Below are 25,578 nucleotides of genomic sequence, written 5' to 3' on the forward strand. Positions count from 1 at the left end.
ATTACTCCCCTTCTACCTTAACCATGTATTGAACTTGGTTGATCATGCCGCGTACAGATGGAGTATCTTCCAGCTCAACGGTATGACCAATACGACGCAGACCCAGGCCTTGCATGGTTGCACGGTGCTTTGGCAGCTTGCCAATTGTGCTCCGTGTCTGGGTCACTTTTACGGTTTTCTTAGCCATAACGTATTACCCCAGGATCTCTTCTACGGACTTACCGCGCTTGGCAGCTACTTCTTCCGGAGACTTCATTTGTGCCAGACCATTGAAGGTTGCACGAACAACGTTTACCGGGTTGGTAGAGCCATAGCACTTAGCCAATACGTTTTTAACACCAACCATCTCCAGAACGGCGCGCATTGCACCGCCGGCGATGATACCGGTACCTTCAGAGGCCGGCTGCATGTAAATCTGTGCGCCAGAGTGACGGGCACGGACAGGATACTGCAGAGTGTTGCCGTCCAGCTGAACATTGACCATGTTGCGCTTAGCCTGTTCCATCGCCTTTTGAATTGCCAGAGGCACTTCACGGGACTTACCACGACCAAAACCAACACGACCATTGCCGTCGCCAACCACGGTCAGAGCGGTAAAGGCGAAAATACGACCACCTTTTACCACTTTGGCTACGCGGTTTACCTGAACCAGCTTCTCTTGCAGTTCACTTTCGTTACGTTCTACACGTTCATTATTTGCCATGATCTTTACCCTTAGAATTCCAGGCCGCTTTCACGAGCCGCGTCAGCCAGAGCTTTAACACGACCATGGTATTTAAAACCAGAACGATCGAACGCAACTTTGGTGATGCCAGCGGCTTTCGCACGCTCAGCAATCAACTGACCAACTTTGGTCGCTGCATTAACGTTACCAGTAGTGTCACTACGCAGATCCGCTTCAACGGTTGAAGCTGTCGCCAAGACGGTAGCGCCATTGGCAGAGATGATCTGAGCGTAAATGTGTCTGGGCGTACGATGAACGCACAGACGAACCGCGCTTTTCTCACGGATGTTCATCCGTGTTTTGGTGGCACGGCGCAAACGAGCTTTTTTCTTCTCATTCATGGCCTAGACCTTACTTTTTCTTGGCTTCTTTACGACGCACATTTTCATCAGCATAGCGAACACCCTTACCTTTATAAGGTTCTGGTGGACGGTAGCCACGGATCTCAGCAGCAACCTGACCTACTTTCTGCTTATCAATACCTTTGATAACCACTTCGGTCTGGCTTGGCGTCTCGACAGAAATGCCTTCCGGCAGTTCATAGTCGATTGGGTGAGAGAAGCCCAGAGTCAAATTTAATGACTTGCCGGATGCTTTGGCACGATAACCAACACCCTGCAGAATCAGTTTCTTTTCGAAACCAACGTTAACACCGGTAACCATATTGTTTACCAGGGCGCGGAAAGTACCGGCCAGAGCGTTGGCTTGCTTGTCGCCAGTTTTAGGAGCGAAGGTCAGTACATTTTCTTCCTGTTTGATTTCAACAGAAGAATGCACATCCAGTTCTAACTGGCCTTGCTTGCCTTTGATGGCGATTTTGTCTGCAGCCAGTTTAACTTCTACGCCGGCTGGGATTTGTACAGGAGCTTTTGCTACGCGAGACATCGTAATTCCCCTTAGAATACGGTCGCAATAACTTCACCGCCCACGCCCGCAGCACGAGCAGCGCGATCAGTCATAACGCCTTTAGAGGTGGATACGATAGCCACACCCAGACCTGCTTCAACTTTAGGCAGCTCTGTGGTGCCACGGTACTGACGCAGACCAGGGCGGCTAACGCGCTGGATACGTTCAATAACTGGCTTACCTTCGTAGTATTTCAGATCGATGGTCATGGTCGGCTTGACCGCTTCATCGATAGAAAAACTGTTGATGTAACCTTCAGCTTCGAGAACCTGGGCTACAGACTTCTTAATTTTTGAAGACGGCATGCTTACATTCTTATGACCAGCTTGCTGGGCATTACGAATGCGGGTGAACATGTCCGCCAACGTATCTTGCATACTCATTAATAGTTACCTCTGTTGTACAGCGCCCCCCCTCCGGTTCTACCCGAAAGGGGGAATTGCTTACCAACTAGCTTTTTTCAGGCCTGGCACATTACCCTTCATGCCTTCTTCGCGCAACTTAATACGTGAAAGCTTGAATTTACGGTATACGCCGTGTGGACGACCTGTCATTTGACAACGACGCTGCAGACGGCTCGCGGATGAATCGCGTGGCAGTTTCTGCAGAGCTTGTTGTGCATTCCAACGCTCTTCGTCAGAAGAGTTAACGTTGCTCACGATCGCTTTCAGTTCAGCGCGCTTGGCGGCAAACTTGGCAACCAGTGCTTCACGCTTCAGTTCACGATTCTTCATGCTAATCTTAGCCATGCTTAACTCCTTAGTTACGGAACGGGAACTGCAGCGCTTTCAGCAGAGCGCGGCCTTCTTCGTTGGTTTTTGCGGTAGTTGTGATGGTCACATCCATACCACGGACCTTGTCTACTTTATCGTATTCAATTTCCGGGAAAATGATCTGTTCCTTCACACCCATGCTGTAGTTACCACGACCATCGAAAGACTTAGGGTTGATACCACGGAAGTCACGAACACGTGGCAGAGCCACGTCGATCAGACGATCCATGAATTCCCACATACGCTCACGACGCAGGGTAACTTTACAGCCAATTGGCCAGCCTTCACGCAGTTTAAAAGCTGCGACAGACTTACGCGCCTTGGTGACAACAACTTTCTGACCGCTGATGGCTTCCATTTCGGCCACAGCGTTGTCCAGCAGTTTCTTGTCGCCCAGTGCTTCACCAACACCCATGTTCAGGGTGATTTTGGTGACTTTAGGCACTTCCATAATGTTTTTGTAACCAAACTCTTCTTGCAGCTTGGCTACTACTTCGTTTTTATACAGTTCTTGTAAACGTGACATAGTAGTATCCAACTCCAATTAGGCGTCGACTTGTTCGCCTGTGGATTTGAAGATACGTACCTTGCTTTCGCCTTCAACTTTGAAGCCAACGCGGTCAGCTTTCTCAGTTTTCGGGTTCCAGATGGCTACGTTGGAAACCTGAATACCGGTTTCTTTTTCAACGATGCCGCCTGGCTGCTGCAGGTACGGGTTTGGTTTCTGGTGTTTTTTCACCACGTTAATGCCAGATACCAGCACACGGCCATCCTGCAGAACTTTCTGCACTTTGCCACGCTTGCCTTTATCTTTACCGGCAATAACAACTACTTCGTCATTTTTGCGAATCTTTAACATATCTCGTCCCCCTCCCTTAGAGCACTTCTGGTGCCAGGGAAATGATTTTCATGAACTGCTCAGAGCGCAGCTCACGAGTCACAGGGCCAAAGATACGGGTACCGATTGGCGCCAATGAAGCATTCAGCAGAACGGCAGAGTTTACATCAAAACGGATAATAGATCCGTCCGGACGACGTACACCTTTACGGGTACGTACTACCACGGCGTTCATTACCTGACCTTTTTTCACTTTACCGCGAGGAATTGCTTCCTTAACGGATACTTTAATCAAATCACCGATGCCGGCATAACGACGATGAGAACCGCCCAGTACTTTGATGCACTGTACGCGCTTCGCGCCGCTGTTGTCGGCAACGTCGAGCATTGATTGAGTTTGAATCATGCCTCTCGCTCCTAACTAACTGCGCCCGGTCCTCAGACCTTGGCGGCGCGCTCGTCGATATTTACCAGCGCCCAGGTCTTGTTTTTAGACATTGGGCGTGACTCTTTTACTGTAACGATATCGCCAATCTGGCATTCGTTATTTTCATCGTGGGCCATCACTTTGGTAGAGCGTTTCACGAACTTTTTATAGATCGGATGCTTAACAAAGCGTTCAACCAGAACAGTGACGGACTTGTCCATCTTGTTGCTCACGACACGACCACTCAGGGTACGAACGGTTTTTGTGTTCTCAGTCATGATTATTCACCTGCCTTGCTAGCCAGCACGGTTTTTACGCGAGCGATATCACGACGGGTCTGGCCGATCAGATGAGTCTGACCCAGCTGACCTGTCGCTTTCTGCATACGCAGTTTAAATTGATCGCTCAACAGTTCTTCCAGCTGAGATTGCAGCTCAGCCACTGATTTATTTTTCAGTTCACTTGCTTTCATCACAGCACCGTCCGTTTAACAAATGCGGTTTCAAAAGGCAGTTTCGCAGCAGCCAGAGCAAAGGCTTCACGAGCCAGCTCTTCTGGTACGCCTTCGATTTCGTAAAGAACGCGACCTGGCTGAATCTGGCAAACCCAGTACTCAACGTTACCCTTACCTTTACCCATACGAACCTCAAGAGGCTTCTCGGTAATTGGCTTATCCGGGAAAACGCGGATCCAGATTTTACCACCACGCTTAACTTTACGAGTCATCGCACGACGTGCTGCCTCAATCTGACGAGAAGTCAGACGACCACGTCCAGTAGCCTTCAGAGCGTACTCACCGAAGCTCACTTTAGAGCCACGGATCGCCAAACCGCGGTTGCGGCCGGTCTGAACTTTACGGAACTTTGTACGTTTTGGTAACAACATAACTAATTCCCCTTATGAACGACCGGTTTTCTTTTTGCCCTGGTTCTTAGCGCGGTCACGTACCTCTTGGATACCACCGAGGATCTCGCCTTTGAAGATCCATACTTTTACGCCAATAACACCATAGGTAGTGTGTGCTTCATAAGTTGCGTAGTCGATGTCTGCACGCAGTGTGTGCAGAGGAACACGACCTTCGCGGTACCACTCGGAACGAGCGATTTCAGCACCACCCAGACGGCCACTCACTTGGATCTTGATACCTTCGGCACCACCACGCATTGCATTCTGTACAGCACGCTTCATAGCGCGACGGAACATCACACGACGCTCCAGCTGACTTGCAACGCTCTGGGCTACCAGCTTGGCATCCAGATCCGGTTTACGAACTTCTTCGATGTTGATGTGTACCGGGATACCCATCAGATCGCTGAGATCTTTACGCAGAACTTCTACGTCTTCACCTTTTTTACCGATCACGATGCCTGGACGGGCAGTGTGAATGGTTACTTTGGCGTTTTGCGCTGGACGCTCAATAACGACCTTGCTCACTGAAGCCTTTTCCAGGCGCTTTTCGATCAGAGATCGAACAGCAATGTCAGTCAGCAGGTTGTCGGCGTACTTATCCTTACCGGCATACCAGATCGAGTTATGATCTTTAGTGATACCTAAACGGATACCGGTTGGATGAACTTTCTGACCCATCTGACCAACTCCTATTTTTCTGAAACTTTCACAGTGATGTGACAAGTGCGTTTCATGATGCGATCGGCACGACCTTTCGCACGTGGACGAATACGCTTCATTGTCATACCTTCGTCAACGAACACGGTAGAAACCTTGAGTTCGTCTACGTCGGCACCGTCGTTGTGCTCAGCGTTGGCGATGGCAGATTCCAGTACTTTCTTGATGATGTCTGCGCCTTTCTTACCTGAGAAGGAAAGAATGTTCAGAGCTTCATCAATCTTCTTGCCGCGGATCTGATCCGCAACCAGACGTGCTTTCTGTGCAGACAAGCGAGCACCACGTAATACAGCGGCTACTTCAGACATATTTCACCCCTTATTAACGTTTGGCTTTCTTATCCGCCACATGACCCTTGTAAGTACGGGTCAGCGCGAATTCGCCGAGTTTATGTCCTACCATGTCTTCAGTTACGAAAACTGGCATGTGTTGTTTGCCGTTATGAACAGCGATTGTCAGCCCCACGAAATCTGGAAAGATTGTGGAGCGGCGAGACCAGGTCTTGATCGGACGTTTGTCGTTCTTCTCAAGAGCAGCCTCTACCTTCTTCATCAAGTGATGGTCAATAAATGGACCTTTTTTCAATGAACGTGGCACAGTTCTATCCTCTCTAATTATTTCGCAGAACGACGACGTACGATAAGTTTATCGGTACGCTTATTCTTACGAGTCTTGTAGCCCTTGGTTGGAACGCCCCATGGAGTAACAGGATGACGACCACCAGAGGTACGACCTTCACCACCACCGTGTGGGTGATCAACAGGGTTCATTACCACACCGCGAACGGTAGGACGAACACCGCGCCAGCGCGAAGCACCAGCCTTACCCAGTTCACGCAGAGCGTGCTCATTGTTGCCAACTTCACCGATAGTGGCACGACAATCAGACAGAACCTTGCGCATTTCGCCAGAGCGCAGACGCAGAGTGCAGTATGCACCTTCACGCGCTACCAGCTGAGCAGAGGTACCTGCAGAACGTGCGATCTGACCACCTTTACCAGGCTTCAGTTCTACGTTGTGAATTACGCTACCAACCGGTACGTTGCGCAGAGACATCGCGCTACCTACTTTGATCGGTGCATCTTCACCAGACACAATCGCATCGCCAGCACTCAGGCCTTTAGGAGCCAGAATGTAACGACGTTCGCCGTCGGCGTACTTCAGCAGTGCAATGTTTGCGCTGCGGTTAGGATCGTATTCCAGACGTTCTACAACTGCTGGGATACCGTCCTTGTCACGTTTGAAGTCGATCAGGCGATAATGCTGCTTATGACCACCACCAATGTGACGGGTAGTAATGTGACCGTTGTTGTTACGACCACCGCTTTTTGACTTCTTCTCAACCAGAGCTGCGAAAGGCTTACCTTTGTGCAGTTCGTTGTTGACGACTTTCACCAGATGGCGACGGCCAGGAGAAGTCGGTTTAGTTTTCACCAATGCCATGACTTAAACCCCTTATTCCGCGTCTGCGAAGTCGATGTCCTGACCTTCAGCCAGGCGAACGTATGCTTTACGCACATCGTTACGTTTGCCTGTACCGCGAGCAGTACGCTTGGTTTTACCTTTGATGTTGACGGTCTGTACGGAATCAACTTTCACTTCGAACAGAGCTTCAACAGCCTTTTTGATTTCAGGCTTGGTGGCATCCGGAGCAACACGGAATACATACTGGCCGTGCTTTTCAGCAACCAGAGTTGCCTTCTCGGAAATATGCGGAGCTACCAGCACTTTATAGATACGTTCACGGTTCATGCGTAGGCCTCCTCAAGTTTCTTCAGGGCGGGCACAGTCACCAGTACCTTTTCAAAAGCAATCAGGCTTACAGGATCGATAGCTGAAGCTTCGGTAATACCAACATGAGGAACGTTACGGGCAGCCAGATACAGCTTTTCGTCGATCTCATCGGCAACGATCAGGACATTGCTCAGTTCCATCTCTTTCAGCTTGGCAACGAATTCTTTGGTCTTGTGGGATTCCACAGCAAAAGAATCAGCAACAACCAGGCGCTCCTGACGGACCAGCTCAGACAAGATGGACTGCATCGCCGCGCGATACATTTTCTTGTTTACTTTCTGCTCGTAGTTACGTGGTTTGGCGGCGAAAGTTACACCACCTGAACGCCAGATAGGGCTGTTAGAAGTACCGGAACGGGCACGGCCTGTTCCCTTCTGACGCCATGGCTTAATACCACCACCGCTAACTTCAGAGCGGGATTTCTGTGCTTTGGTACCCTGACGGCCACCGGCCATATAGGCGGTAACGATCTGGTGAACCAGAGCTTCATTAAATTCACGACCAAATGCAGCTTCAGAAACAGCTACTGCGGTACCAGTGTTAGTTTTCAGTTCCATTGCTTACCCCTTAGCCTTAACAGCTGGTTTAACAATCACATCGGAACCAGTAGCACCTGGCACAGCACCTTTGATCAGCAGCAGATTGTTTTCTGCGTCCACACGAACAACTTCCAGGTTCTGAGTAGTAACCTGTTCAGCGCCCATGTGACCTGCCATCTTCTTGCCCTTCCAAACACGACCAGGAGTCTGACACTGACCGATAGAACCAGGGGCACGATGAGACAGGGAGTTACCGTGGGTAGCATCCTGGGTACGGAAGTTCCAGCGCTTAACGCCACCCTGGAAGCCTTTACCTTTAGATGAACCAGTCACGTCAACTTTCTGACCAGCTTCGAATTGCGCAACGGTCAGCTCATCGCCATTGGCCAGAGCTTCTTCGGTACGGAATTCCATAACGCCACGACCTGCCTGAACGTTTGCTTTCGCAAAGTGGCCTGCCTCAGCTTTAGTTGTGCGAGAAGCTTTCTTCTCACCAAATGTAACCTGCAGAGCACTGTAGCCGTCAGTTTCAACGGTTTTCACTTGTGCAACACGGTTAGGTGTTACGTGAACTACAGTAACAGCAACAGATTGACCTTCTTCGGTAAAGACACGAGTCATGCCCGCTTTCTTACCGACAATACCAATTGCCATTTTCCAATTACCTCTCGTGTACGGGGCTTAACCCACTATGGCCGCCCTCTTCTCCGACATGGACAAGGGCGTTACACAGAGCCTTACGGATAAATCCTGACGGATTAACCCAGGCTGATCTGAACTTCCACGCCGGCAGCCAGATCCAGTTTCATCAGCGCATCAACTGTTTTTTCAGTTGGCTCAACAATGTCGAGCATGCGCTTGTGTGTACGGATTTCGTACTGATCACGCGCGTCTTTATTAACGTGCGGGGAGATCAGAACGGTATAACGCTCTTTACGAGTAGGCAGTGGGATAGGACCACGTACCTGAGCGCCCGTACGTTTGGCAGTATCAACAATTTCCTGAGTCGAGGTATCGATCAGTCGATGGTCAAATGCCTTCAAACGGATACGGATTCGTTGGTTTTGCATTACCAAACTCCAAGTTTATGTGCAAGAGCTCACTTTCCCCGGATTAAGGGGACGCGAATTGTATGCGGCTGTACAAAAAGTGTCAACCACGGAATAACAGACGACTTCCGAAGCCGACAAAGCAGGCCGACACCGGAATCAAACTGACAAAAAAGCCCGCACAGAGCGGGCTTTTCAGCACAGACCCTAAGGCCTGTAATTTGTATTCAGATCACTCGATGATCTTGGCTACAACACCAGCACCAACAGTACGACCGCCTTCACGGATCGCAAAGCGCAGGCCTTCATCCATCGCGATAGGAGCGATCAGAGTGATGGTCAGCTTAACGTTATCACCTGGCATTACCATCTCAACGCCTTCTGGCAGCTCACAAGCACCAGTTACGTCAGTGGTACGGAAGTAGAACTGTGGACGGTAACCTTTGAAGAATGGAGTGTGACGACCACCTTCATCTTTACCCAGTACGTATACTTCAGATTCGAACTTGGTGTGAGGAGTGATAGAACCTGGCTTCGCCAGAACCTGACCACGCTCAACTTCGTCACGCTTGGTACCACGCAGCAGAACACCTACGTTCTCACCGGCACGGCCTTCGTCCAGAATCTTACGGAACATCTCAACACCGGTACAGGTAGTCTTGATGGTCTCTTTGATACCAATGATGGACAGTTCTTCACCAGTGCGAACGATACCACGCTCAACACGACCGGTAACAACAGTACCACGACCCTGGATAGAGAATACGTCTTCGATTGGCATCAGGAAGGCACCGTCGATAGCACGCTCTGGCTCAGGGATGTAAGAATCCAGAGTTTCTACCAGCTTCTTAACAGCGGTAGTACCCATTTCGTTCTCATCTTCGCCGTTCAGGGCCATCAGAGCAGAACCCGGGATGATTGGAGTGTCGTCGCCTGGGAAGTCGTATTCAGACAGCAGGTCACGCAGTTCCATTTCAACCAGTTCCAGCATCTCTGCGTATTCTTCAGAATCGGCACCGCCGCAATCTTCAGCCAGCAGGTCAGCTTTATTCAGGAATACAACGATGTAAGGTACGCCAACCTGACGGGACAGCAGGATGTGTTCACGAGTCTGAGGCATTGGGCCGTCAGTAGAACCACATACCAGGATCGCGCCGTCCATCTGCGCAGCACCGGTGATCATGTTTTTAACATAGTCGGCGTGGCCCGGGCAGTCTACGTGTGCGTAGTGACGGTTCGGAGATTCGTATTCTACGTGGGAGGTAGAAATGGTGATACCACGCTCACGCTCTTCAGGAGCATTGTCGATACCGTCGAACGCTACCGCTGCACCGCCCCATACTTCGGAACATACGCGGGTCAGAGCCGCAGTCAGAGTGGTTTTACCGTGGTCAACGTGACCGATAGTACCAACGTTTACGTGGGGTTTTGAACGTTCAAACGTTTCCTTTGCCACAGCCAAGTCCTCATAAAAGTCTGATGATCCGGCGGGCAGGATCCGTAATCCTGGCACGCCCATAAGGGCCGCAATCATACCCCGGAAGGCAAAACTGTCAACTCCCGGCCTGTTATTTCACAGCAGATACGTCAGCCGATGGACCCGGCAGCGGCGCAACACGGATAACTGAGCGGCTGAAATTGCTTATTTTTCAGTCTGCAGCGCAAATTTCTTGGTAAAACCTGCCTCTGCAGATCAAAAACGACGAGAAAAAGGAGGAGAAAACAGGTAAAGTAGCGCGCGAATTTTGTCTCTGCTAACCGAGTAATGTTATGACAGATCTTTCCTTATACAGAAACATTGGTATTTTCGCCCACGTTGATGCGGGCAAAACGACCACCACCGAACGTATCCTGAAGCTGACCGGTAAAATCCACCGTCTGGGCGAAGTACACGATGGCGAATCCACCACCGACTTCATGGAACAGGAAGCTGAACGCGGTATTACCATTCAGTCTGCGGCGGTAAGCTGTTTCTGGAACGGCCACCGTTTCAACGTTATTGACACCCCTGGACACGTTGACTTCACCGTTGAAGTATATCGTTCCCTGAAAGTACTGGACGGCGGTATCGGCGTATTCTGTGGTTCCGGTGGTGTTGAGCCACAATCTGAAACCAACTGGCGCTATGCGAACGACTCAGAAGTATCCCGTCTGATCTTCGTTAACAAACTGGACCGTCTGGGCGCTGATTTCATGCGCGTTGTTGACCAGGTACGTAACGTACTGGGCGCAAACCCGCTGATCATGGTTCTGCCTATCGGCCGCGAAGATGAGTTCGTTGGTGTTGTTGACCTGCTGAGCCGCAAGGCGTTTGTATGGGACGATTCTGGCCAGCCAGAAAACTACACCGTACAGGACGTGCCAGCCGACATGGTTGACGACGTTGAAATGTACCGTGAACAGCTGATTGAATCTGCTGTTGAAATGGACGACGACCTGATGATGGCTTACATGGAAGGCGAAGAGCCATCTATTGAAGACATCAAGCGCTGCATCCGTATCGGTACCCGCGACCTGAAATTCTTCCCGACCTACTGTGGTTCTGCCTTTAAGAACAAAGGCATGCAGCTGCTGCTGGACGCGGTTGTAGACTACCTGCCGGCTCCTACTGAAGTTGAGCCTCAGGATCTGACCGACGAAGAAGGTAACCCGACTGGCCAGAAAGCTATCGTTTCTGCTGATGAGCCACTGCGCGCCCTGGCGTTCAAGATCATGGACGACCGTTTCGGCGCCCTGACCTTTATCCGTATTTACTCTGGTGTAATGCGTAAAGGCGATACCGTACTGAACAGCTTCACCGGTAAAACCGAGCGTATCGGCCGTATGGTTGAGATGCAGGCTAACGAACGTAACGAAATCGATTACGCTCAGGCTGGTGACATCCTTGCCGTTGTTGGTATGAAGAACGTTCAGACTGGTCATACCTTGTGTGATCCTAAGCACGAATGTACTCTGGAAGCCATGGTGTTCCCTGAGCCGGTAATCTCTATCGCAGTACAGCCTAAAGATAAAGGCGCTGTTGATAAGATGGGTATTGCGATCGGTAAAATGGTTGCTGAAGATCCAACCTTCCAGGTTGAGACTGACGAAGACTCAGGCGAAACCATTCTGAAAGGTATGGGCGAACTGCACCTGGACATTAAAGTCGACATTCTGAAGCGTACCTACGGTGTTGAACTGATCGTTGGTCAGCCACAGGTTGCTTACCGCGAAACCATCACCAAGCCAATCGAAGACAGCTACACCCACAAGAAGCAGTCTGGTGGTTCTGGTCAGTACGGTAAGATCGATTACCGCATCCGTCCTGCTGAGCCAGGTACCGGCTTCAAGTTCACCTCTTCTGTTGTGGGCGGTAACGTACCTAAAGAATTCTGGCCTGCGGTTGAGAAAGGCTTCCGTCTGATGATGGCTGAAGGTCCTCTGGCCGGCTTCCAGGTTCTGGACGTTGAAGTTGAACTGTTCGACGGTTCTTACCACGCGGTTGACTCCTCGGCGATCGCGTTCGAAATCGCTGCGAAAGGCGCTTTCCGTCAGTCCATGCCAAAAGCTGGCGCTCAGCTGCTGGAACCAATCATGAAAGTGGACGTGTTCACTCCGGAAGATCACGTTGGTGATGTTATCGGTGACCTGAACCGTCGTCGCGGCATGATCAAGGATCAGGAAGCTGGCGTGACTGGCGTTCGCATCAAGGCAGACGTACCGCTGTCCGAAATGTTCGGTTACATCGGTCACCTGCGTACCATGACTTCTGGCCGTGGCCAGTTCTCCATGGAATTTTCTCACTACATGCCATGCCCGGCTAACGTAGCAGAGAAAGTGATTGCTGAAGCCAAAGCACGTAAAGAAGCAGCTAAGTAATTAGCCGCTGAATAAAGAACCCGCCCGGCGTAAGCCGTGCGGGTTTTTTATTGCCTGCGCAGCGAAGCAAAAAAACGACGAAGCGACAAATCACAGGCATAAAAAAGCCCGCATAATGCGGACTTCAGACCTACTATGCCAGCCAGCCTACAGACTCGGGCGGTCACAGATAATCCGCTCAGATTCCAGAGGCAGGCATAAAAAAACCGGGCAGAGCCCGGTTCTTTTTATAGCAGGATATCGAATTATTCGATGATCTTGGCTACAACACCGGCGCCAACGGTACGACCGCCTTCACGGATCGCAAAACGCAGACCTTCATCCATCGCAATAGGAGCGATCAGAGTGATGGTCAGCTTAACGTTGTCGCCTGGCATTACCATCTCAACGCCTTCTGGCAGCTCACAAGCACCAGTTACGTCAGTGGTACGGAAGTAGAACTGTGGACGGTAACCTTTGAAGAATGGAGTGTGACGACCACCTTCATCTTTACCCAGTACGTATACTTCAGATTCGAACTTGGTGTGAGGAGTGATAGAACCTGGCTTCGCCAGAACCTGACCACGCTCAACTTCGTCACGCTTGGTACCACGCAGCAGAACACCTACGTTCTCACCAGCACGGCCTTCATCCAGGATCTTACGGAACATCTCAACACCAGTACAGGTAGTCTTGATGGTCTCTTTGATACCAATGATGGACAGTTCTTCACCAGTGCGAACGATACCACGCTCAACACGGCCGGTAACAACAGTACCACGACCCTGGATAGAGAATACGTCTTCGATTGGCATCAGGAAGGCGCCGTCGATAGCACGCTCTGGCTCAGGGATGTAAGAATCCAGAGTTTCTACCAGCTTCTTAACAGCGGTAGTACCCATTTCGTTCTCATCTTCGCCGTTCAGGGCCATCAGAGCAGAACCCGGGATGATTGGAGTGTCGTCGCCTGGGAAGTCGTATTCAGACAGCAGGTCACGCAGTTCCATTTCAACCAGTTCCAGCATCTCTGCGTATTCTTCAGAATCGGCACCGCCGCAATCTTCAGCCAGCAGGTCAGCTTTGTTCAGGAATACAACGATGTAAGGTACACCAACCTGACGGGACAGCAGGATGTGTTCACGGGTCTGAGGCATTGGGCCGTCAGTAGAACCACATACCAGGATCGCGCCGTCCATCTGCGCAGCACCGGTGATCATGTTTTTAACATAGTCAGCGTGGCCCGGGCAGTCTACGTGTGCGTAGTGACGGTTCGGAGATTCGTATTCTACGTGGGAGGTAGAAATGGTGATACCACGCTCACGCTCTTCAGGAGCATTGTCGATACCGTCGAACGCTACCGCTGCACCGCCCCATACTTCGGAACATACGCGGGTCAGAGCCGCAGTCAGAGTGGTTTTACCGTGGTCAACGTGACCGATAGTACCCACGTTTACGTGGGGTTTGGAACGTTCAAACGTTTCCTTAGCCATAGAACACCTCGTTCAATATCGTAAATGATTAAGCTCTTGTAATAATTGCTTCGGCCACACTGGATGGTGCTTCCGAATATTTTTCAAATTCCATGGAATAGGTCGCACGGCCCTGAGAGGCGGAGCGCAGATCGGTTGCATAACCGAACATCTCTGCCAGTGGCACGCTGGCATCAACCACCTTGCCTGAAGGGGTATCGTCCATTCCAGAAATCAAGCCACGACGACGATTCAGGTCGCCCACCACATCACCCATGTAATCTTCAGGGGTTACAACTTCAACTTTCATCATTGGCTCAAGCAGCACGGCTTTGCCCTTCTCTGAAAGTTGCTTTGTGGCTTGTGAGGCAGCAATTTTAAATGCCATCTCATTCGAGTCAACGTCATGGTATGAGCCGTCGATCAGCGTTGCTTTCAGGCCCAGTAATGGGTAACCCGCCAGAACACCGTTCTTCATCTGCTCAGCAATACCTTTTTCAACCGCCGGGATGTATTCACGCGGAATAGCACCACCAACGATTTCGTTAACAAACTCCAGCCCTTCCTGATCGGATGGCTCGAATCTGATAACAACATGACCATACTGGCCACGCCCACCGGACTGCTTGGCGAACTTGTTGTTGATCTCTACCGTGGCAGTGATCTTTTCACGGTAAGCAACCTGAGGCTTACCAACGTTCGCTTCCACTTTGAACTCACGACGCATACGGTCGACGATGATGTCCAGGTGTAACTCACCCATACCGGAGATAATGGTCTGGCCGGTTTCTTCGTCGGTTTCGACACGGAAGGACGGGTCTTCCTGAGCAAGCTTGCCCAGTGCAACGCCCATCTTTTCCTGGTCCGCTTTCGACTTAGGCTCAACCGCAACCGAAATTACCGGATCCGGGAATTCCATGCGTTCGAGGGTGATGCGCTTGTCCTGATCACACAGGGTATCCCCGGTAGTGACATCTTTCAGGCCAATCAGTGCGGCAATATCGCCGGCACGCACTTCTTTAATTTCTTCACGGGCGTTGGCGTGCATCTGCACCATACGGCCAACACGCTCGCGCTTACCTTTTACCGGGTTATAAACAGCATCACCGGAATTCAGTACCCCGGAATAAACACGGATAAATGTCAGGGTACCAACAAAGGGATCGGTGGCAATTTTAAATGCCAGCGCAGAGAACGGCTCTTCATCAGATGCTTCACGAACCGCAACGGTTTCGGCCGCATCATCGAGAATACCTTCGATCGCTTTAACTTCGGTAGGGGATGGCATGAACTCAACAACAGCGTCCAGCACCGCCTGCACACCTTTATTTTTAAAGGCTGAACCACAGGTGACCAATACGATCTCGCCGGCCAGCGTCTGTTGACGCAGCGCAGCTTTAATTTCGTCCTCGGAAAGCTCTTCGCCTTCGAGGTATTTGTTCATCAGCTCATCATTGGCTTCGGCTGCTGCTTCAATCAGCTTCTCGCGCCATTCGGCGGCGACATCAGCCAGTTCTGCAGGGATCTCTTCATAACTGAAGGTCATGCCCTGATCAGCTTCACTCCAGCTGATGGCTTTCATTTTGATCAGGTCAACAACGCCACGGAAATTGTCTTCCGTACCGATGTTGATCTGAATAGGTACAGCATTGGCGTTGAGACGATCTTTAAGTTGCTTAACAACCATAAAAAAGTCTGCACCGGCGCGGTCCATCTTGTTCACGAAGACCATACGCGGTACTTCGTACTTGTTGGCCTGACGCCACACAGTCTCAGTCTGAGGCTGTACGCCCGAGGATCCACACAGCACCACCACCGCACCATCCAGAACCCGCAGGGAACGTTCTACTTCAATAGTGAAGTCAACGTGTCCCGGAGTATCGATGATGTTGATACGGTGTTGCTCGAACTGTTGCGCCATGCCCGACCAGAAACAGGTGGTAGCAGCAGAAGTAATGGTGATACCACGCTCCTGCTCCTGCTCCATCCAGTCCATTGTGGCTGCGCCATCATGCACCTCACCAATTTTGTGAGAAACACCGGTGTAAAACAGTACTCGCTCCGTGGTTGTGGTTTTACCCGCATCCACGTGAGCACAAATACCAATGTTGCGGTAACGCTCAATGGGAGTTGTGCGTGCCACTGTGCAGTCCTCGAATCAATTAAAAGCGGTAGTGAGAGAAAGCCTTGTTCGCTTCAGCCATGCGGTGAACATCTTCACGCTTCTTAACGGCTGAACCTTTACCTTCACAGGCTTCCATCATTTCATTAGCCAGGCGCTGAGCCATGGACTTCTCACCACGCTTACGTGCTGCATCTACCAGCCAGCGCATTGCCAGCGCCTGACGACGTGAAGGACGAACCTCCACAGGTACCTGATAGGTTGCACCACCAACACGGCGGCTTTTAACTTCAACCAGTGGCTGGATGGATTCTAATGCTTTTTCAAACATTTCCAGCGGATCGCCACCTTGTTTCTGAGCCATGGTATCCAGTGCGCCATAAACGATTTTCTCGGCGATGGATTTTTTACCACTGATCATTACGTGGTTCATAAATTTTGCCAGTGTAACGTTTCCGAACTTCGGATCTGGCAGGATCTCGCGCTTCGCAGCGACGCGTCTTCTTGGCATGATAAGCCCTCTTAGGTCTTCAGGTCAGTCTGAGCATCCTGATTCAACGATCAACTCAGCCTTACTCTTATCCAAGTCTTAAGAAATTATTTCTTAGGACGTTTTGCACCGTACTTAGAACGGGCTTGTTTACGATTCGCAACACCGGAAGTATCCAGAGAGCCGCGAACAGTGTGGTAACGAACACCTGGCAAGTCTTTTACACGACCGCCACGGATCAGAACAACACTGTGTTCCTGCAGGTTGTGACCTTCACCACCGATGTAGGAAGACACTTCGAAACCATTCGTCAAACGCACACGACATACTTTACGCAGTGCCGAGTTAGGCTTTTTCGGAGTGGTAGTATATACACGGGTACATACGCCACGACGCTGAGGACACGCCTGCAGTGCAGGTACGTCACTCTTAGCCACTTTGCGTTTACGAGGCTGACGAACCAACTGGTTGATTGTAGCCATTTAGCAAACTCCAATTATCACTAACAAAAACGCCAGAAAATTCTGACGCAATAAAAGGGGCCGGAAGGATAATCCTCCCAGCCCCAGTCGTCAAGCCATTGATTGTTTTACAACCAACGACTTACTTATCGCTGAAAGCTTCGCTGAACTTAGCTTCCATTTCGTCGGCCGATACATTCATACCAGCCGGCGTAGTCTTGAGGCGATCGTTCTCACGGGTCTGACGCTTGCGCTTACGCTCAGCGTGATAAGCAAGACCAGTACCCGCAGGGATCAGTCGACCCACAACCACGTTTTCTTTCAGGCCGCGCAGGTGGTCAACCTTACCGGTTACCGCACCTTCAGTCAGTACACGGGTAGTCTCCTGGAAGGAGGCCGCGGAGATGAAGGATTCGGTCGCCAGCGAGGCCTTGGTGATACCCAGCAGCACACGTTCGCCTTTCGCAGTGATCTTACCGGCTGCTTCCAGTTTCTCGTTTTCTTCGAGGAACGCAGAGTATTCAACCTGATCACCCGGGATAAAGGAGCTGTCACCGTTTTCGGTGATCAGAACCTTACGCAGCATCTGACGCACAATCACTTCGATGTGCTTATCATCGATGCCTACACCCTGGAGGCGATAAACTTCCTGAACTTCGTTGGTGATGTACATCGCCAGATCGCCCACGCTCTTCAGACGCAGAATATCGTGCGGGTTCATTGGGCCGTCAGAGATAACCTCACCCTTCTCGACCTGTTCACCTTCGAACACGTTCATGTGACGCCACTTGTGGATCAGCTCTTCATATGGCTCGCCGCCATTGTTCGGAGTGATCACCAGACGCTTCTTACCTTTAGTCTCTTTACCGAAGCTCACAGTACCGGTGATCTCCGCCAGAATGGCAGGTTCTTTCGGCTTACGGGCTTCGAACAGATCCGCTACGCGTGGCAGACCACCGGTGATGTCCTTGTTACCGGACGATTCCTGAGGAATACGTGCGATAACGTCACCCACGGCCACTTCGGTACCATTTTCATGGTTCACCAGAGCGTTGGCTGGCAGCATGTACTGCGCCGGAGTATTGGTACCCGGCAGGATCACGTCTTTACCGGACGCATCCACCAGTTTCACCATCGGGCGGATGTCCTTACCAGCCGCCGGACGATCTTTAGGATCGATGACTTCGATATTGGACAGACCGGTCAACTCGTCGGTCTGACGGTTGATGGTGATACCTTCTTCCATACCCACGAATTCGATACGACCTTTTACTTCGGTCACAATCGGGTGAGTGTGCGGATCCCAGCTGGCCACTTTCTGACCGGCTTCAACTTTCTGGCCATCCTGGACGCTGATCACAGCACCGTATGGCAGTTTGTACAGTTCGCGCTCACGGCCGTGCTCATCGGCAACAGCAATGGAACCGGAACGGGATACGGCAACCAGATCGCCGTTTTCTTTAACAACGGTCTTCAGGTTATGCAGACGGATGGTACCGCTGTTTTTCACCTGAACACTGTCAGCTGCAGAAGAACGCGATGCCGCACCACCAATGTGGAACGTACGCATGGTCAGCTGTGTACCTGGCTCACCGATCGACTGAGCAGCAATAACACCAACCGCTTCACCTACGTTCACCTGATGTCCGCGACCCAGGTCACGACCGTAACAGGAAGAACAGATACCGACACGGCTCTGACAGGTAATGGCGGAGCGCACACGCACTTCGTCGATACCTTCAGATTCAATGGTCTGTACCCAGGCTTCGTCGATCAGAGTACCGGCTGGCACAACGATGTCGCCTTCAGCACCCGGCTTGTATACGTCAGTCGCAATGACACGACCCAGGATACGATCACCCAGTGCCACAACCACGTCACCGCCTTCGATCAGCGGAGTCATGATCAGACCCTGTTCGGTACCACAATCCTGCTCGGTAACCACCAGATCCTGCGCTACGTCAACCAGACGACGGGTCAGGTAACCGGAGTTCGCAGTTTTCAGAGCGGTATCCGCCAGACCTTTACGCGCACCGTGAGTCGAGGTGAAGTACTGCAGTACGTTCAGACCTTCACGGAAGTTCGCCACAATCGGCGTTTCGATGATGGAGCCGTCCGGCTTCGCCATCAGACCACGCATACCGGCCAGCTGACGGATCTGAGCCGGGCTACCACGAGCACCGGAGTCAGCCATCATGTAGACGGAGTTGAAAGATTCCTGATCCACTTCGTTACCGTCGCGGTCGATCACTTTCTCTTTACCCAGGTTATCCATCATCGCCTTCGCTACCAGTTCGTTAGCGCGCGACCAGATGTCGATAACCTTGTTGTATTTTTCGCCGTGGGTAACCAGACCGGAAGCAAACTGGCTTTCGATCTCTTTTACTTCAGCGTCAGCGTTAGCAACGATTTCTGCTTTCTCATCCGGAATAACGAAATCGTTCACACCGATAGAAGAACCGGAACGGGTTGCATACTGGAAGCCGGTATACATAACCTGATCAGCGAAAACGACGGTGTCCTTCAGACCCACACGGCGGTACGCGGTGTTGATCATGTTGGAGATCGCTTTCTTCTTCATCGGGCGGTTGATCAGTTCAAACGGCAGACCTTTTGGTACGATGCGGAACAGCAGTGCACGACCGATCGTGGTATCAACCACTTTGGTTTCAGACTGCTCGTTGCCCTGCTCGTCAACCAGAGTTTCGGTGATACGCACTTTAACCTTGGCCTGCAGGTGTGCAGAACCGGTCTGATAAGCACGGGTCACTTCGTCCAGGTCAGCCAGGAACATACCTTCGCCTTTGGCGTTGATACGCTCACGGGTCATCCAGTACAGACCCAGTACCACGTCCTGAGAAGGAACGATGATTGGCTCACCGTTAGCAGGAGACAGTACGTTGTTGGTTGCCATCATCAGCGCGCGGGCTTCCAGCTGCGCTTCGATAGTCAGCGGTACGTGTACCGCCATCTGGTCACCGTCGAAGTCAGCGTTATAAGCCGCACACACCAGTGGGTGCAGCTGGATCGCTTTACCTTCGATCAGCTGAGGTTCGAACGCCTGAATACCCAAACGGTGCAGTGTTGGTGCACGGTTCAGCATGACCGGGTGTTCACGGATAACGTCAGCCAGGATATCCCAGACTTCTGCGGTTTCGCGCTCAACCATTTTCTTCGCAGCTTTAATGGTTGTCGCCAGACCACGGTGTTCCAGTTTGCTGAAGATAAAAGGCTTGAACAGTTCCAGAGCCATTTTCTTTGGCAGACCACACTGATGCAGGCGCAGCTGTGGACCAACGGTAATTACCGAACGGCCAGAGTAGTCAACGCGCTTACCCAGCAGGTTCTGACGGAAACGACCCTGCTTACCTTTGATCATGTCAGCAAGAGACTTCAGCGGACGCTTGTTGGAACCGGTGATGGCACGGCCACGACGGCCGTTATCCAGCAGCGCATCCACAGCTTCCTGCAGCATACGCTTTTCGTTGCGTACGATGATGTCCGGAGCATTCAGCTCCAGCAGGCGCTTCAGACGGTTGTTACGGTTGATCACACGACGGTACAGATCGTTCAGATCGGAGGTCGCAAAACGGCCACCATCCAGCGGTACCAGCGGACGCAGATCCGGTGGCAGTACTGGCAGTACAGACATGATCATCCACTTCGGATCGTTACCGGAGTGGTGGAAAGCTTCCAGCAGCTTCAGGCGCTTGGACAGCTTCTTGATCTTGGTTTCAGAGCTGGTTGTCGGAATTTCTTCACGCAGACGCTGAACTTCTTCGCCCAGTTCGATCTGGCCGAGCAGTGCCTGAATAGCTTCCGCACCCATTTTGGCTTCGAACTCGTCGCCAAACTCTTCGATCGCTTCGTAGTACTGTTCGTCGCTCAGCAGCTGACCCACGTCGAGAGTGGTCATGCCAGGCTCGGTCACTACGAATGATTCATAGTACAGAATGCGTTCGATATCGCGCAGCGTCATATCCAGCATCAGACCGATACGGGATGGCAGCGACTTCAGGAACCAGATGTGAGCAACCGGGGAAGCCAGCTCAATGTGACCCATACGCTCGCGGCGTACTTTGGCCTGAGTTACTTCAACGCCACACTTTTCACAGATTACGCCGCGGTGCTTCAGACGCTTGTACTTACCACACAGACATTCGTAATCTTTGATAGGACCAAAGATACGCGCACAGAACAGACCGTCACGCTCAGGCTTGAACGTACGGTAGTTAATGGTTTCCGGCTTTTTAACTTCGCCGAAAGACCAGGAACGAATCATCTCTGGCGAGGCGAGTCCGATGCGGATGGCGTCAAACTCGTCAGCGTTGTTCTGATTACGCAGAAAATTGACTAAGTCTTTCATATTTTGCTCCGTTTGGAGTCAGGCTCAGGCGGCTTCCGCCACCTGAACACTGCTCATCCGCTTATTCGTTTTCCAGTTCGATGTCGATGCCCAGTGAGCGGATCTCTTTAACCAGTACGTTAAAGGATTCCGGCATACCGGCTTCCATACGGTGGTCGCCATCCACGATGTTTTTATACATCTTGGTACGGCCGGCCACGTCATCGGATTTAACAGTAAGCATTTCCTGCAGAGTGTAAGCGGCACCGTATGCTTCCAGTGCCCACACTTCCATCTCCCCGAAACGCTGACCACCGAACTGTGCTTTACCGCCAAGCGGCTGCTGGGTAACCAGACTGTAAGAACCGGTCGAACGGGCGTGCATCTTGTCGTCAACCAGGTGGTTCAGTTTCAGCATGTACATGTAACCTACGGTTACCTGACGGTCGAAGGCTTCGCCTGTGCGACCATCGTACAGCGTCATCTGACCGGAATCAGGCAGATCGGCCAGACGCAGCATACGCTTGATTTCGGCTTCTTTGGCGCCGTCAAACGCTGGTGTTGCCATTGGCACACCGCCACGCAGGTTGTTACCCAGTTCCAGGATTTCAGCATCGCTGAAGCTGTCAAAGTCTTCGACGCGGCCATCACCACCGTTGTAGATCTCGTTCAGCAGTTCACGCAGCTTGGCGATTTCCTGCTGTTCTTTGATCATGCGGTCGATTTTCTCGCCCAGACCTTTGGCTGCCAGACCCAGGTGGATCTCCATGATCTGACCCACGTTCATACGCGACGGTACACCCAGCGGGTTCAGACAGATGTCCACGGCCACGCCGTTTTCATCGTATGGCATATCTTCGATTGGCTTGATCGCAGAGATAACACCTTTGTTACCGTGACGACCCGCCATCTTGTCACCAGGCTGGATCTTACGTTTGATTGCCAGGTAAACCTTAACAATCTTCAGTACGCCAGGAGCCAGGTCATCGCCGGTCTGCAGCTTACGCTTCTTGTCTTCGAACTTGTCATCCAGCTGCTTGCGACGCTCGGCCAGAGATTTCTCGGCCACGTCCAGCATTTCCGCCAGTGCTTCGTCCTGTGGCAGGATCTTGAACCACTGATCGGCTTCCAGAGACTGCAGGTACTCTTGAGTCAGGGTATCCCCTTTCTTCAGGCCAGGAGCGGCATTCACTACAGCACCATTCAGGGCACGCTGCAGACGCTCGTAGGTAGCACCTTTAACGATACGCATTTCTTCGTTCAGATCTTTGCGGACTTCGTCCAGCTGCATCTGTTCGATTTCCAGCGCACGCTGATCTTTTTCCACGCCATCACGGGTGAAGACCTGTACGTCGATTACGGTACCGGTGGTGCCGGTCTTAACGCGCAGAGAAGTATCTTTTACGTCAGAGGCTTTTTCACCGAAGATCGCACGCAGCAGTTTTTCTTCCGGAGTCAGCTGGGTTTCACCTTTAGGTGTTACCTTACCAACCAGGATGTCGCCAGGCTTAACTTCAGCACCGATATAAACGATACCGGACTCATCCAGTTTACCCAGGGCAGCTTCACCCACGTTCGGAATATCCGACGTGATTTCTTCTGCGCCCAGTTTGGTGTCACGCGCCACACAGGTCAGTTCCTGAATGTGGATGGTGGTCAGGCGGTCTTCCTGAGACACACGCTCGGACAGCAGGATGGAGTCTTCGTAGTTGTAACCGTTCCACGGCATGAAGGCGATGCGGAAGTTCTGGCCCAGAGCCAGCTCACCCAGGTCAACGGACGGACCGTCAGCCATGATATCGCCACGCTCAATGCTGTCACCGGCTTTCACCAGCGGACGCTGGTTGATGCAGGTGTTCTGGTTAGAACGGGTGTATTTGGTCAGGTTGTAGATGTCGACACCGGCTTCACCAGCAACGGTTTCGTCATCGTTCACTTTTACCACGATACGGGATGCGTCAACGGAGTCGATCACACCGCCACGTTTGGCCACCACACACACACCGGAGTCAGCCGCTACAGAACGTTCCATACCGGTACCCACCAGAGGCTTCTCTGATTTCAGGGTCGGAACGGCCTGACGCTGCATGTTCGATCCCATCAATGCGCGGTTGGCGTCATCGTGTTCGAGGAACGGGATCAGGGATGCGGCGATAGACACAACCTGCTGCGGAGATACGTCCTGCAGGGTTACGTTGTCCGGAGACATCACGGTGAATTCGTTCTGATGACGAACAGAAATCAGGTCGCCCTGCAGCTTGCCGTTTTCATCAGTTTCAACCGAGGCCTGTGCAATAACGTAATCCGCTTCTTCAATAGCAGATACGTAGATGATCTCATCGGTCACAACACCTTCAACAACACGACGGTACGGAGTTTCGAGGAAACCGTATTCGTTGGTGCGGGCATAAGATGCCAGAGAGTTGATCAGACCAATGTTCGGACCTTCAGGCGTTTCAATAGGACATACGCGACCGTAGTGAGTCGCGTGAACGTCACGCACTTCGAAGCCTGCACGTTCACGGGTCAGACCGCCAGGTCCAAGAGCAGAAATACGACGCTTGTGAGTTACCTCAGACAGCGGGTTGTTCTGGTCCATAAACTGAGACAGCTGGGAAGAGCCGAAGAATTCTTTAACGGCTGCCGCAACCGGCTTGGCGTTGATCAGATCCTGAGGCATCAGGCCTTCAGATTCTGCCATAGACAGACGCTCACGTACTGCACGCTCAACACGTACCAGACCTACGCGGAACTGGTTTTCGGCCATTTCGCCCACAGAACGGATACGACGGTTACCCAGGTGGTCGATGTCGTCAACGATGCCTTTACCGTTACGGATATCGATCAGGGTTTTCATAACCGCGATGATGTCTTCTTTATCCAGCGTGCCGGCACCGGTGATTTCTTCACGGCCGATACGACGGTTGAACTTCATGCGGCCAACCGCAGACAGGTCGTAACGCTCGTCACTGAAGAACAGGTTTTCGAACAGCGCTTCGGCACTTTCTTTTGTTGGTGGCTCACCAGGACGCATCATGCGGTAGATTTCAACCAGCGCTTCCAGAGCGTTACTGGTCGGATCGGCACGCAGGGTGTCAGACATGAACGAACCGCAGTCCAGTTCATTGGTGTAAATGGTTTCAAACTCTTTGATGCCGGAAGCAGCCATTTTGGCCAGCAATTCAACAGTCACTTCACTGTTGGCTGCAGCCAGAACTTCACCGCTCTTCTGATCAATGATGTCTTTTGCCATGGATTTACCCAGCAGGTAATCCACAGGTACTGCCAGCTCTTCAACGTTAGCTTTTTCCAGCTGACGGATATGGCGGGCAGTAATACGACGGGTGCCTTCAACGATCACATTGCCGTCATTGTCTTTGATATCGAACGCAGCAGTTTCACCACGCAGACGCGCCGGGATCAGCTTCAGCATGGCACCGTCATCGGTCAGACGGTAGCTGTCGTTTTCAAAGAAGGTCGCCAGGATTTCTTCAGTAGAGAAGCCCAGAGCGCGCAGCAGAATAGATGCAGGCAGCTTACGACGACGGTCGATACGAACGAAGACCAGGTCTTTCGGATCGAACTCGAAGTCCAGCCATGAACCACGGTAAGGAATAACGCGGGCGTTATACAGCAGCTTACCGGAAGAATGGGTTTTACCTTTGTCGTGATCGAAGAACACACCAGGTGAACGGTGCAGCTGAGACACGATCACGCGCTCGGTACCGTTAACGATAAAGGTACCGTTGTCAGTCATCAGGGGCATTTCACCCATGTAGACTTCTTGTTCTTTAATGTCTTTGATGGCTTTGGTCGAAGATTCTTTATCGTAAATAATCAGACGAACCTTGACGCGCAGCGGTGCAGCGTAGGTAACACCACGCAACATACACTCTTTTTCATCAAAGGTAGGGGTACCGAGGCGGTAGCTCACGTACTCCAGAGCCGCATTCCCGGAATAACTTACAATTGGGAAGACAGATTTAAATGCTGCATGAAGACCAATATCGATACGGTCCTCAGCGAATGCCCCCTCTTGCAAGAATTTGCGATAGGAGTCGATTTGAATGGCCAACAGGTATGGCACATCCATGACACTCGGTAATTTACCGAAATCCTTACGGATACGTTTTTTCTCAGTATATGAGTAAGCCATCAGTTATCCCCGGACTGTTTCCT

At 51.6% G+C, this 25,578-nt stretch carries 28 protein-coding genes; 1 reads left to right on the plus strand and 27 read right to left on the minus strand.

What is annotated here, in order from left to right; translation table 11 throughout:
* Nucleotide 1: 1 nt before the first annotated feature.
* From rpmD to tuf (MT343_RS17370), 21 genes are all read right to left on the minus strand, one after another.
* Entirely contained in the window at nucleotides 2-187 is a 186-nt protein-coding gene (gene rpmD / locus MT343_RS17270) for a 50S ribosomal protein L30 (RefSeq protein WP_145466707.1), read from the minus strand.
* Nucleotides 188-193: 6 nt separating this feature from the next.
* On the minus strand, nucleotides 194-703 hold the full coding sequence (rpsE, locus tag MT343_RS17275; RefSeq protein WP_145466708.1) for a 30S ribosomal protein S5: 510 nt from the start codon (nucleotides 701-703) through the stop codon (nucleotides 194-196).
* Nucleotides 704-714: 11 nt separating this feature from the next.
* Nucleotides 715-1,065: a 50S ribosomal protein L18 gene (gene rplR, locus MT343_RS17280; RefSeq protein WP_145466709.1), complete on the minus strand. Its 351-nt coding sequence runs from the start codon at nucleotides 1,063-1,065 to the stop codon at nucleotides 715-717.
* A 10-nt stretch (nucleotides 1,066-1,075) separates the two neighbouring features.
* Nucleotides 1,076-1,609, minus strand: a complete 534-nt coding sequence (gene rplF / locus MT343_RS17285; protein ID WP_145466710.1) for a 50S ribosomal protein L6 — start codon at nucleotides 1,607-1,609, stop codon at nucleotides 1,076-1,078.
* A gap of 11 nt (nucleotides 1,610-1,620) precedes the next feature.
* A complete protein-coding gene (gene rpsH / locus MT343_RS17290) occupies nucleotides 1,621-2,013 on the minus strand; it encodes a 30S ribosomal protein S8 (protein ID WP_145466711.1) in 393 nt (130 codons plus the stop codon).
* 60 nt (nucleotides 2,014-2,073) lie between these two features.
* Complete coding sequence (gene rpsN, locus MT343_RS17295) at nucleotides 2,074-2,379, minus strand: 30S ribosomal protein S14 (protein WP_145466712.1); 306 nt, start codon at nucleotides 2,377-2,379, stop codon at nucleotides 2,074-2,076.
* A 10-nt stretch (nucleotides 2,380-2,389) separates the two neighbouring features.
* Nucleotides 2,390-2,929: a 50S ribosomal protein L5 gene (rplE, locus tag MT343_RS17300; RefSeq protein ID WP_145466713.1), complete on the minus strand. Its 540-nt coding sequence runs from the start codon at nucleotides 2,927-2,929 to the stop codon at nucleotides 2,390-2,392.
* 18 nt (nucleotides 2,930-2,947) lie between these two features.
* On the minus strand, nucleotides 2,948-3,262 hold the full coding sequence (rplX, locus tag MT343_RS17305) for a 50S ribosomal protein L24 (RefSeq protein WP_145466714.1): 315 nt from the start codon (nucleotides 3,260-3,262) through the stop codon (nucleotides 2,948-2,950).
* A 16-nt stretch (nucleotides 3,263-3,278) separates the two neighbouring features.
* Entirely contained in the window at nucleotides 3,279-3,647 is a 369-nt protein-coding gene (gene rplN, locus MT343_RS17310) for a 50S ribosomal protein L14 (protein ID WP_145466715.1), read from the minus strand.
* Between the two features lie 32 nt (nucleotides 3,648-3,679).
* On the minus strand, nucleotides 3,680-3,946 hold the full coding sequence (rpsQ, locus tag MT343_RS17315) for a 30S ribosomal protein S17 (RefSeq protein WP_145466716.1): 267 nt from the start codon (nucleotides 3,944-3,946) through the stop codon (nucleotides 3,680-3,682).
* Between the two features lie 2 nt (nucleotides 3,947-3,948).
* Nucleotides 3,949-4,140 carry a 50S ribosomal protein L29 gene (gene rpmC, locus MT343_RS17320; protein WP_145466803.1) on the minus strand — a complete coding sequence of 64 codons (192 nt, stop codon included), beginning with the start codon at nucleotides 4,138-4,140 and terminating at the stop codon, nucleotides 3,949-3,951.
* Nucleotides 4,140-4,553: a 50S ribosomal protein L16 gene (rplP, locus tag MT343_RS17325; protein WP_145466717.1), complete on the minus strand. Its 414-nt coding sequence runs from the start codon at nucleotides 4,551-4,553 to the stop codon at nucleotides 4,140-4,142. Before rplP ends, rpmC begins: the two co-directional genes overlap by 1 nt.
* 12 nt (nucleotides 4,554-4,565) lie before the next feature.
* Nucleotides 4,566-5,255, minus strand: a complete 690-nt coding sequence (rpsC, locus tag MT343_RS17330; RefSeq protein WP_145466718.1) for a 30S ribosomal protein S3 — start codon at nucleotides 5,253-5,255, stop codon at nucleotides 4,566-4,568.
* Nucleotides 5,256-5,266: 11 nt separating this feature from the next.
* Nucleotides 5,267-5,602, minus strand: coding sequence for a 50S ribosomal protein L22 (gene rplV, locus MT343_RS17335; protein ID WP_145466719.1), 336 nt, complete (start codon nucleotides 5,600-5,602; stop codon nucleotides 5,267-5,269).
* A 13-nt stretch (nucleotides 5,603-5,615) separates the two neighbouring features.
* Nucleotides 5,616-5,891 (minus strand): 30S ribosomal protein S19, encoded by a 276-nt coding sequence (gene rpsS / locus MT343_RS17340; protein ID WP_145466720.1) that lies wholly within the window; start codon nucleotides 5,889-5,891, stop codon nucleotides 5,616-5,618.
* A gap of 17 nt (nucleotides 5,892-5,908) precedes the next feature.
* Nucleotides 5,909-6,736, minus strand: a complete 828-nt coding sequence (gene rplB, locus MT343_RS17345; protein ID WP_145466721.1) for a 50S ribosomal protein L2 — start codon at nucleotides 6,734-6,736, stop codon at nucleotides 5,909-5,911.
* 12 nt (nucleotides 6,737-6,748) lie between these two features.
* Nucleotides 6,749-7,045 carry a 50S ribosomal protein L23 gene (gene rplW, locus MT343_RS17350; protein WP_145466722.1) on the minus strand — a complete coding sequence of 99 codons (297 nt, stop codon included), beginning with the start codon at nucleotides 7,043-7,045 and terminating at the stop codon, nucleotides 6,749-6,751.
* A complete protein-coding gene (gene rplD, locus MT343_RS17355; protein ID WP_145466723.1) occupies nucleotides 7,042-7,644 on the minus strand; it encodes a 50S ribosomal protein L4 in 603 nt (200 codons plus the stop codon). Before rplD ends, rplW begins: the two co-directional genes overlap by 4 nt.
* 3 nt (nucleotides 7,645-7,647) lie before the next feature.
* Entirely contained in the window at nucleotides 7,648-8,280 is a 633-nt protein-coding gene (rplC, locus tag MT343_RS17360; RefSeq protein WP_145466724.1) for a 50S ribosomal protein L3, read from the minus strand.
* A gap of 104 nt (nucleotides 8,281-8,384) precedes the next feature.
* Nucleotides 8,385-8,696 (minus strand): 30S ribosomal protein S10, encoded by a 312-nt coding sequence (gene rpsJ, locus MT343_RS17365; protein WP_145466725.1) that lies wholly within the window; start codon nucleotides 8,694-8,696, stop codon nucleotides 8,385-8,387.
* A 211-nt stretch (nucleotides 8,697-8,907) separates the two neighbouring features.
* Complete coding sequence (tuf, locus tag MT343_RS17370) at nucleotides 8,908-10,131, minus strand: elongation factor Tu (RefSeq protein WP_230332379.1); 1,224 nt, start codon at nucleotides 10,129-10,131, stop codon at nucleotides 8,908-8,910.
* A gap of 314 nt (nucleotides 10,132-10,445) precedes the next feature.
* On the opposite strand from tuf (MT343_RS17370), the gene fusA (MT343_RS17375) reads away from it, so the two are divergent.
* Nucleotides 10,446-12,533, plus strand: coding sequence for an elongation factor G (gene fusA, locus MT343_RS17375; RefSeq protein ID WP_145471124.1), 2,088 nt, complete (start codon nucleotides 10,446-10,448; stop codon nucleotides 12,531-12,533).
* 245 nt (nucleotides 12,534-12,778) lie between these two features.
* On the opposite strand, the gene tuf (MT343_RS17380) is transcribed toward fusA (MT343_RS17375), so the two are convergent.
* The 6 genes from tuf (MT343_RS17380) to rpoB all read right to left on the minus strand — a co-directional run bounded on the left by tuf (MT343_RS17380) (nucleotide 12,779) and on the right by rpoB (nucleotide 25,555).
* Nucleotides 12,779-14,002, minus strand: a complete 1,224-nt coding sequence (gene tuf / locus MT343_RS17380; RefSeq protein WP_230332379.1) for an elongation factor Tu — start codon at nucleotides 14,000-14,002, stop codon at nucleotides 12,779-12,781.
* Between the two features lie 28 nt (nucleotides 14,003-14,030).
* Complete coding sequence (gene fusA, locus MT343_RS17385) at nucleotides 14,031-16,124, minus strand: elongation factor G (RefSeq protein ID WP_145471123.1); 2,094 nt, start codon at nucleotides 16,122-16,124, stop codon at nucleotides 14,031-14,033.
* A 19-nt stretch (nucleotides 16,125-16,143) separates the two neighbouring features.
* Nucleotides 16,144-16,614, minus strand: a complete 471-nt coding sequence (gene rpsG / locus MT343_RS17390) for a 30S ribosomal protein S7 (protein ID WP_145471122.1) — start codon at nucleotides 16,612-16,614, stop codon at nucleotides 16,144-16,146.
* An 86-nt stretch (nucleotides 16,615-16,700) separates the two neighbouring features.
* On the minus strand, nucleotides 16,701-17,075 hold the full coding sequence (gene rpsL / locus MT343_RS17395) for a 30S ribosomal protein S12 (RefSeq protein ID WP_145471121.1): 375 nt from the start codon (nucleotides 17,073-17,075) through the stop codon (nucleotides 16,701-16,703).
* 121 nt (nucleotides 17,076-17,196) lie between these two features.
* On the minus strand, nucleotides 17,197-21,420 hold the full coding sequence (gene rpoC / locus MT343_RS17400; protein WP_145471120.1) for a DNA-directed RNA polymerase subunit beta': 4,224 nt from the start codon (nucleotides 21,418-21,420) through the stop codon (nucleotides 17,197-17,199).
* A 61-nt stretch (nucleotides 21,421-21,481) separates the two neighbouring features.
* Complete coding sequence (gene rpoB, locus MT343_RS17405; protein ID WP_145471119.1) at nucleotides 21,482-25,555, minus strand: DNA-directed RNA polymerase subunit beta; 4,074 nt, start codon at nucleotides 25,553-25,555, stop codon at nucleotides 21,482-21,484.
* Between the last annotated feature and the right edge of the window lie 23 nt (nucleotides 25,556-25,578).

Origin of the sequence: Venatorbacter sp. C2-1, from assembly GCF_022832715.1 — a bacterium.
Lineage (GTDB): Bacteria > Pseudomonadota > Gammaproteobacteria > Pseudomonadales > Oceanobacteraceae > Venatoribacter > Venatoribacter alkanivorans.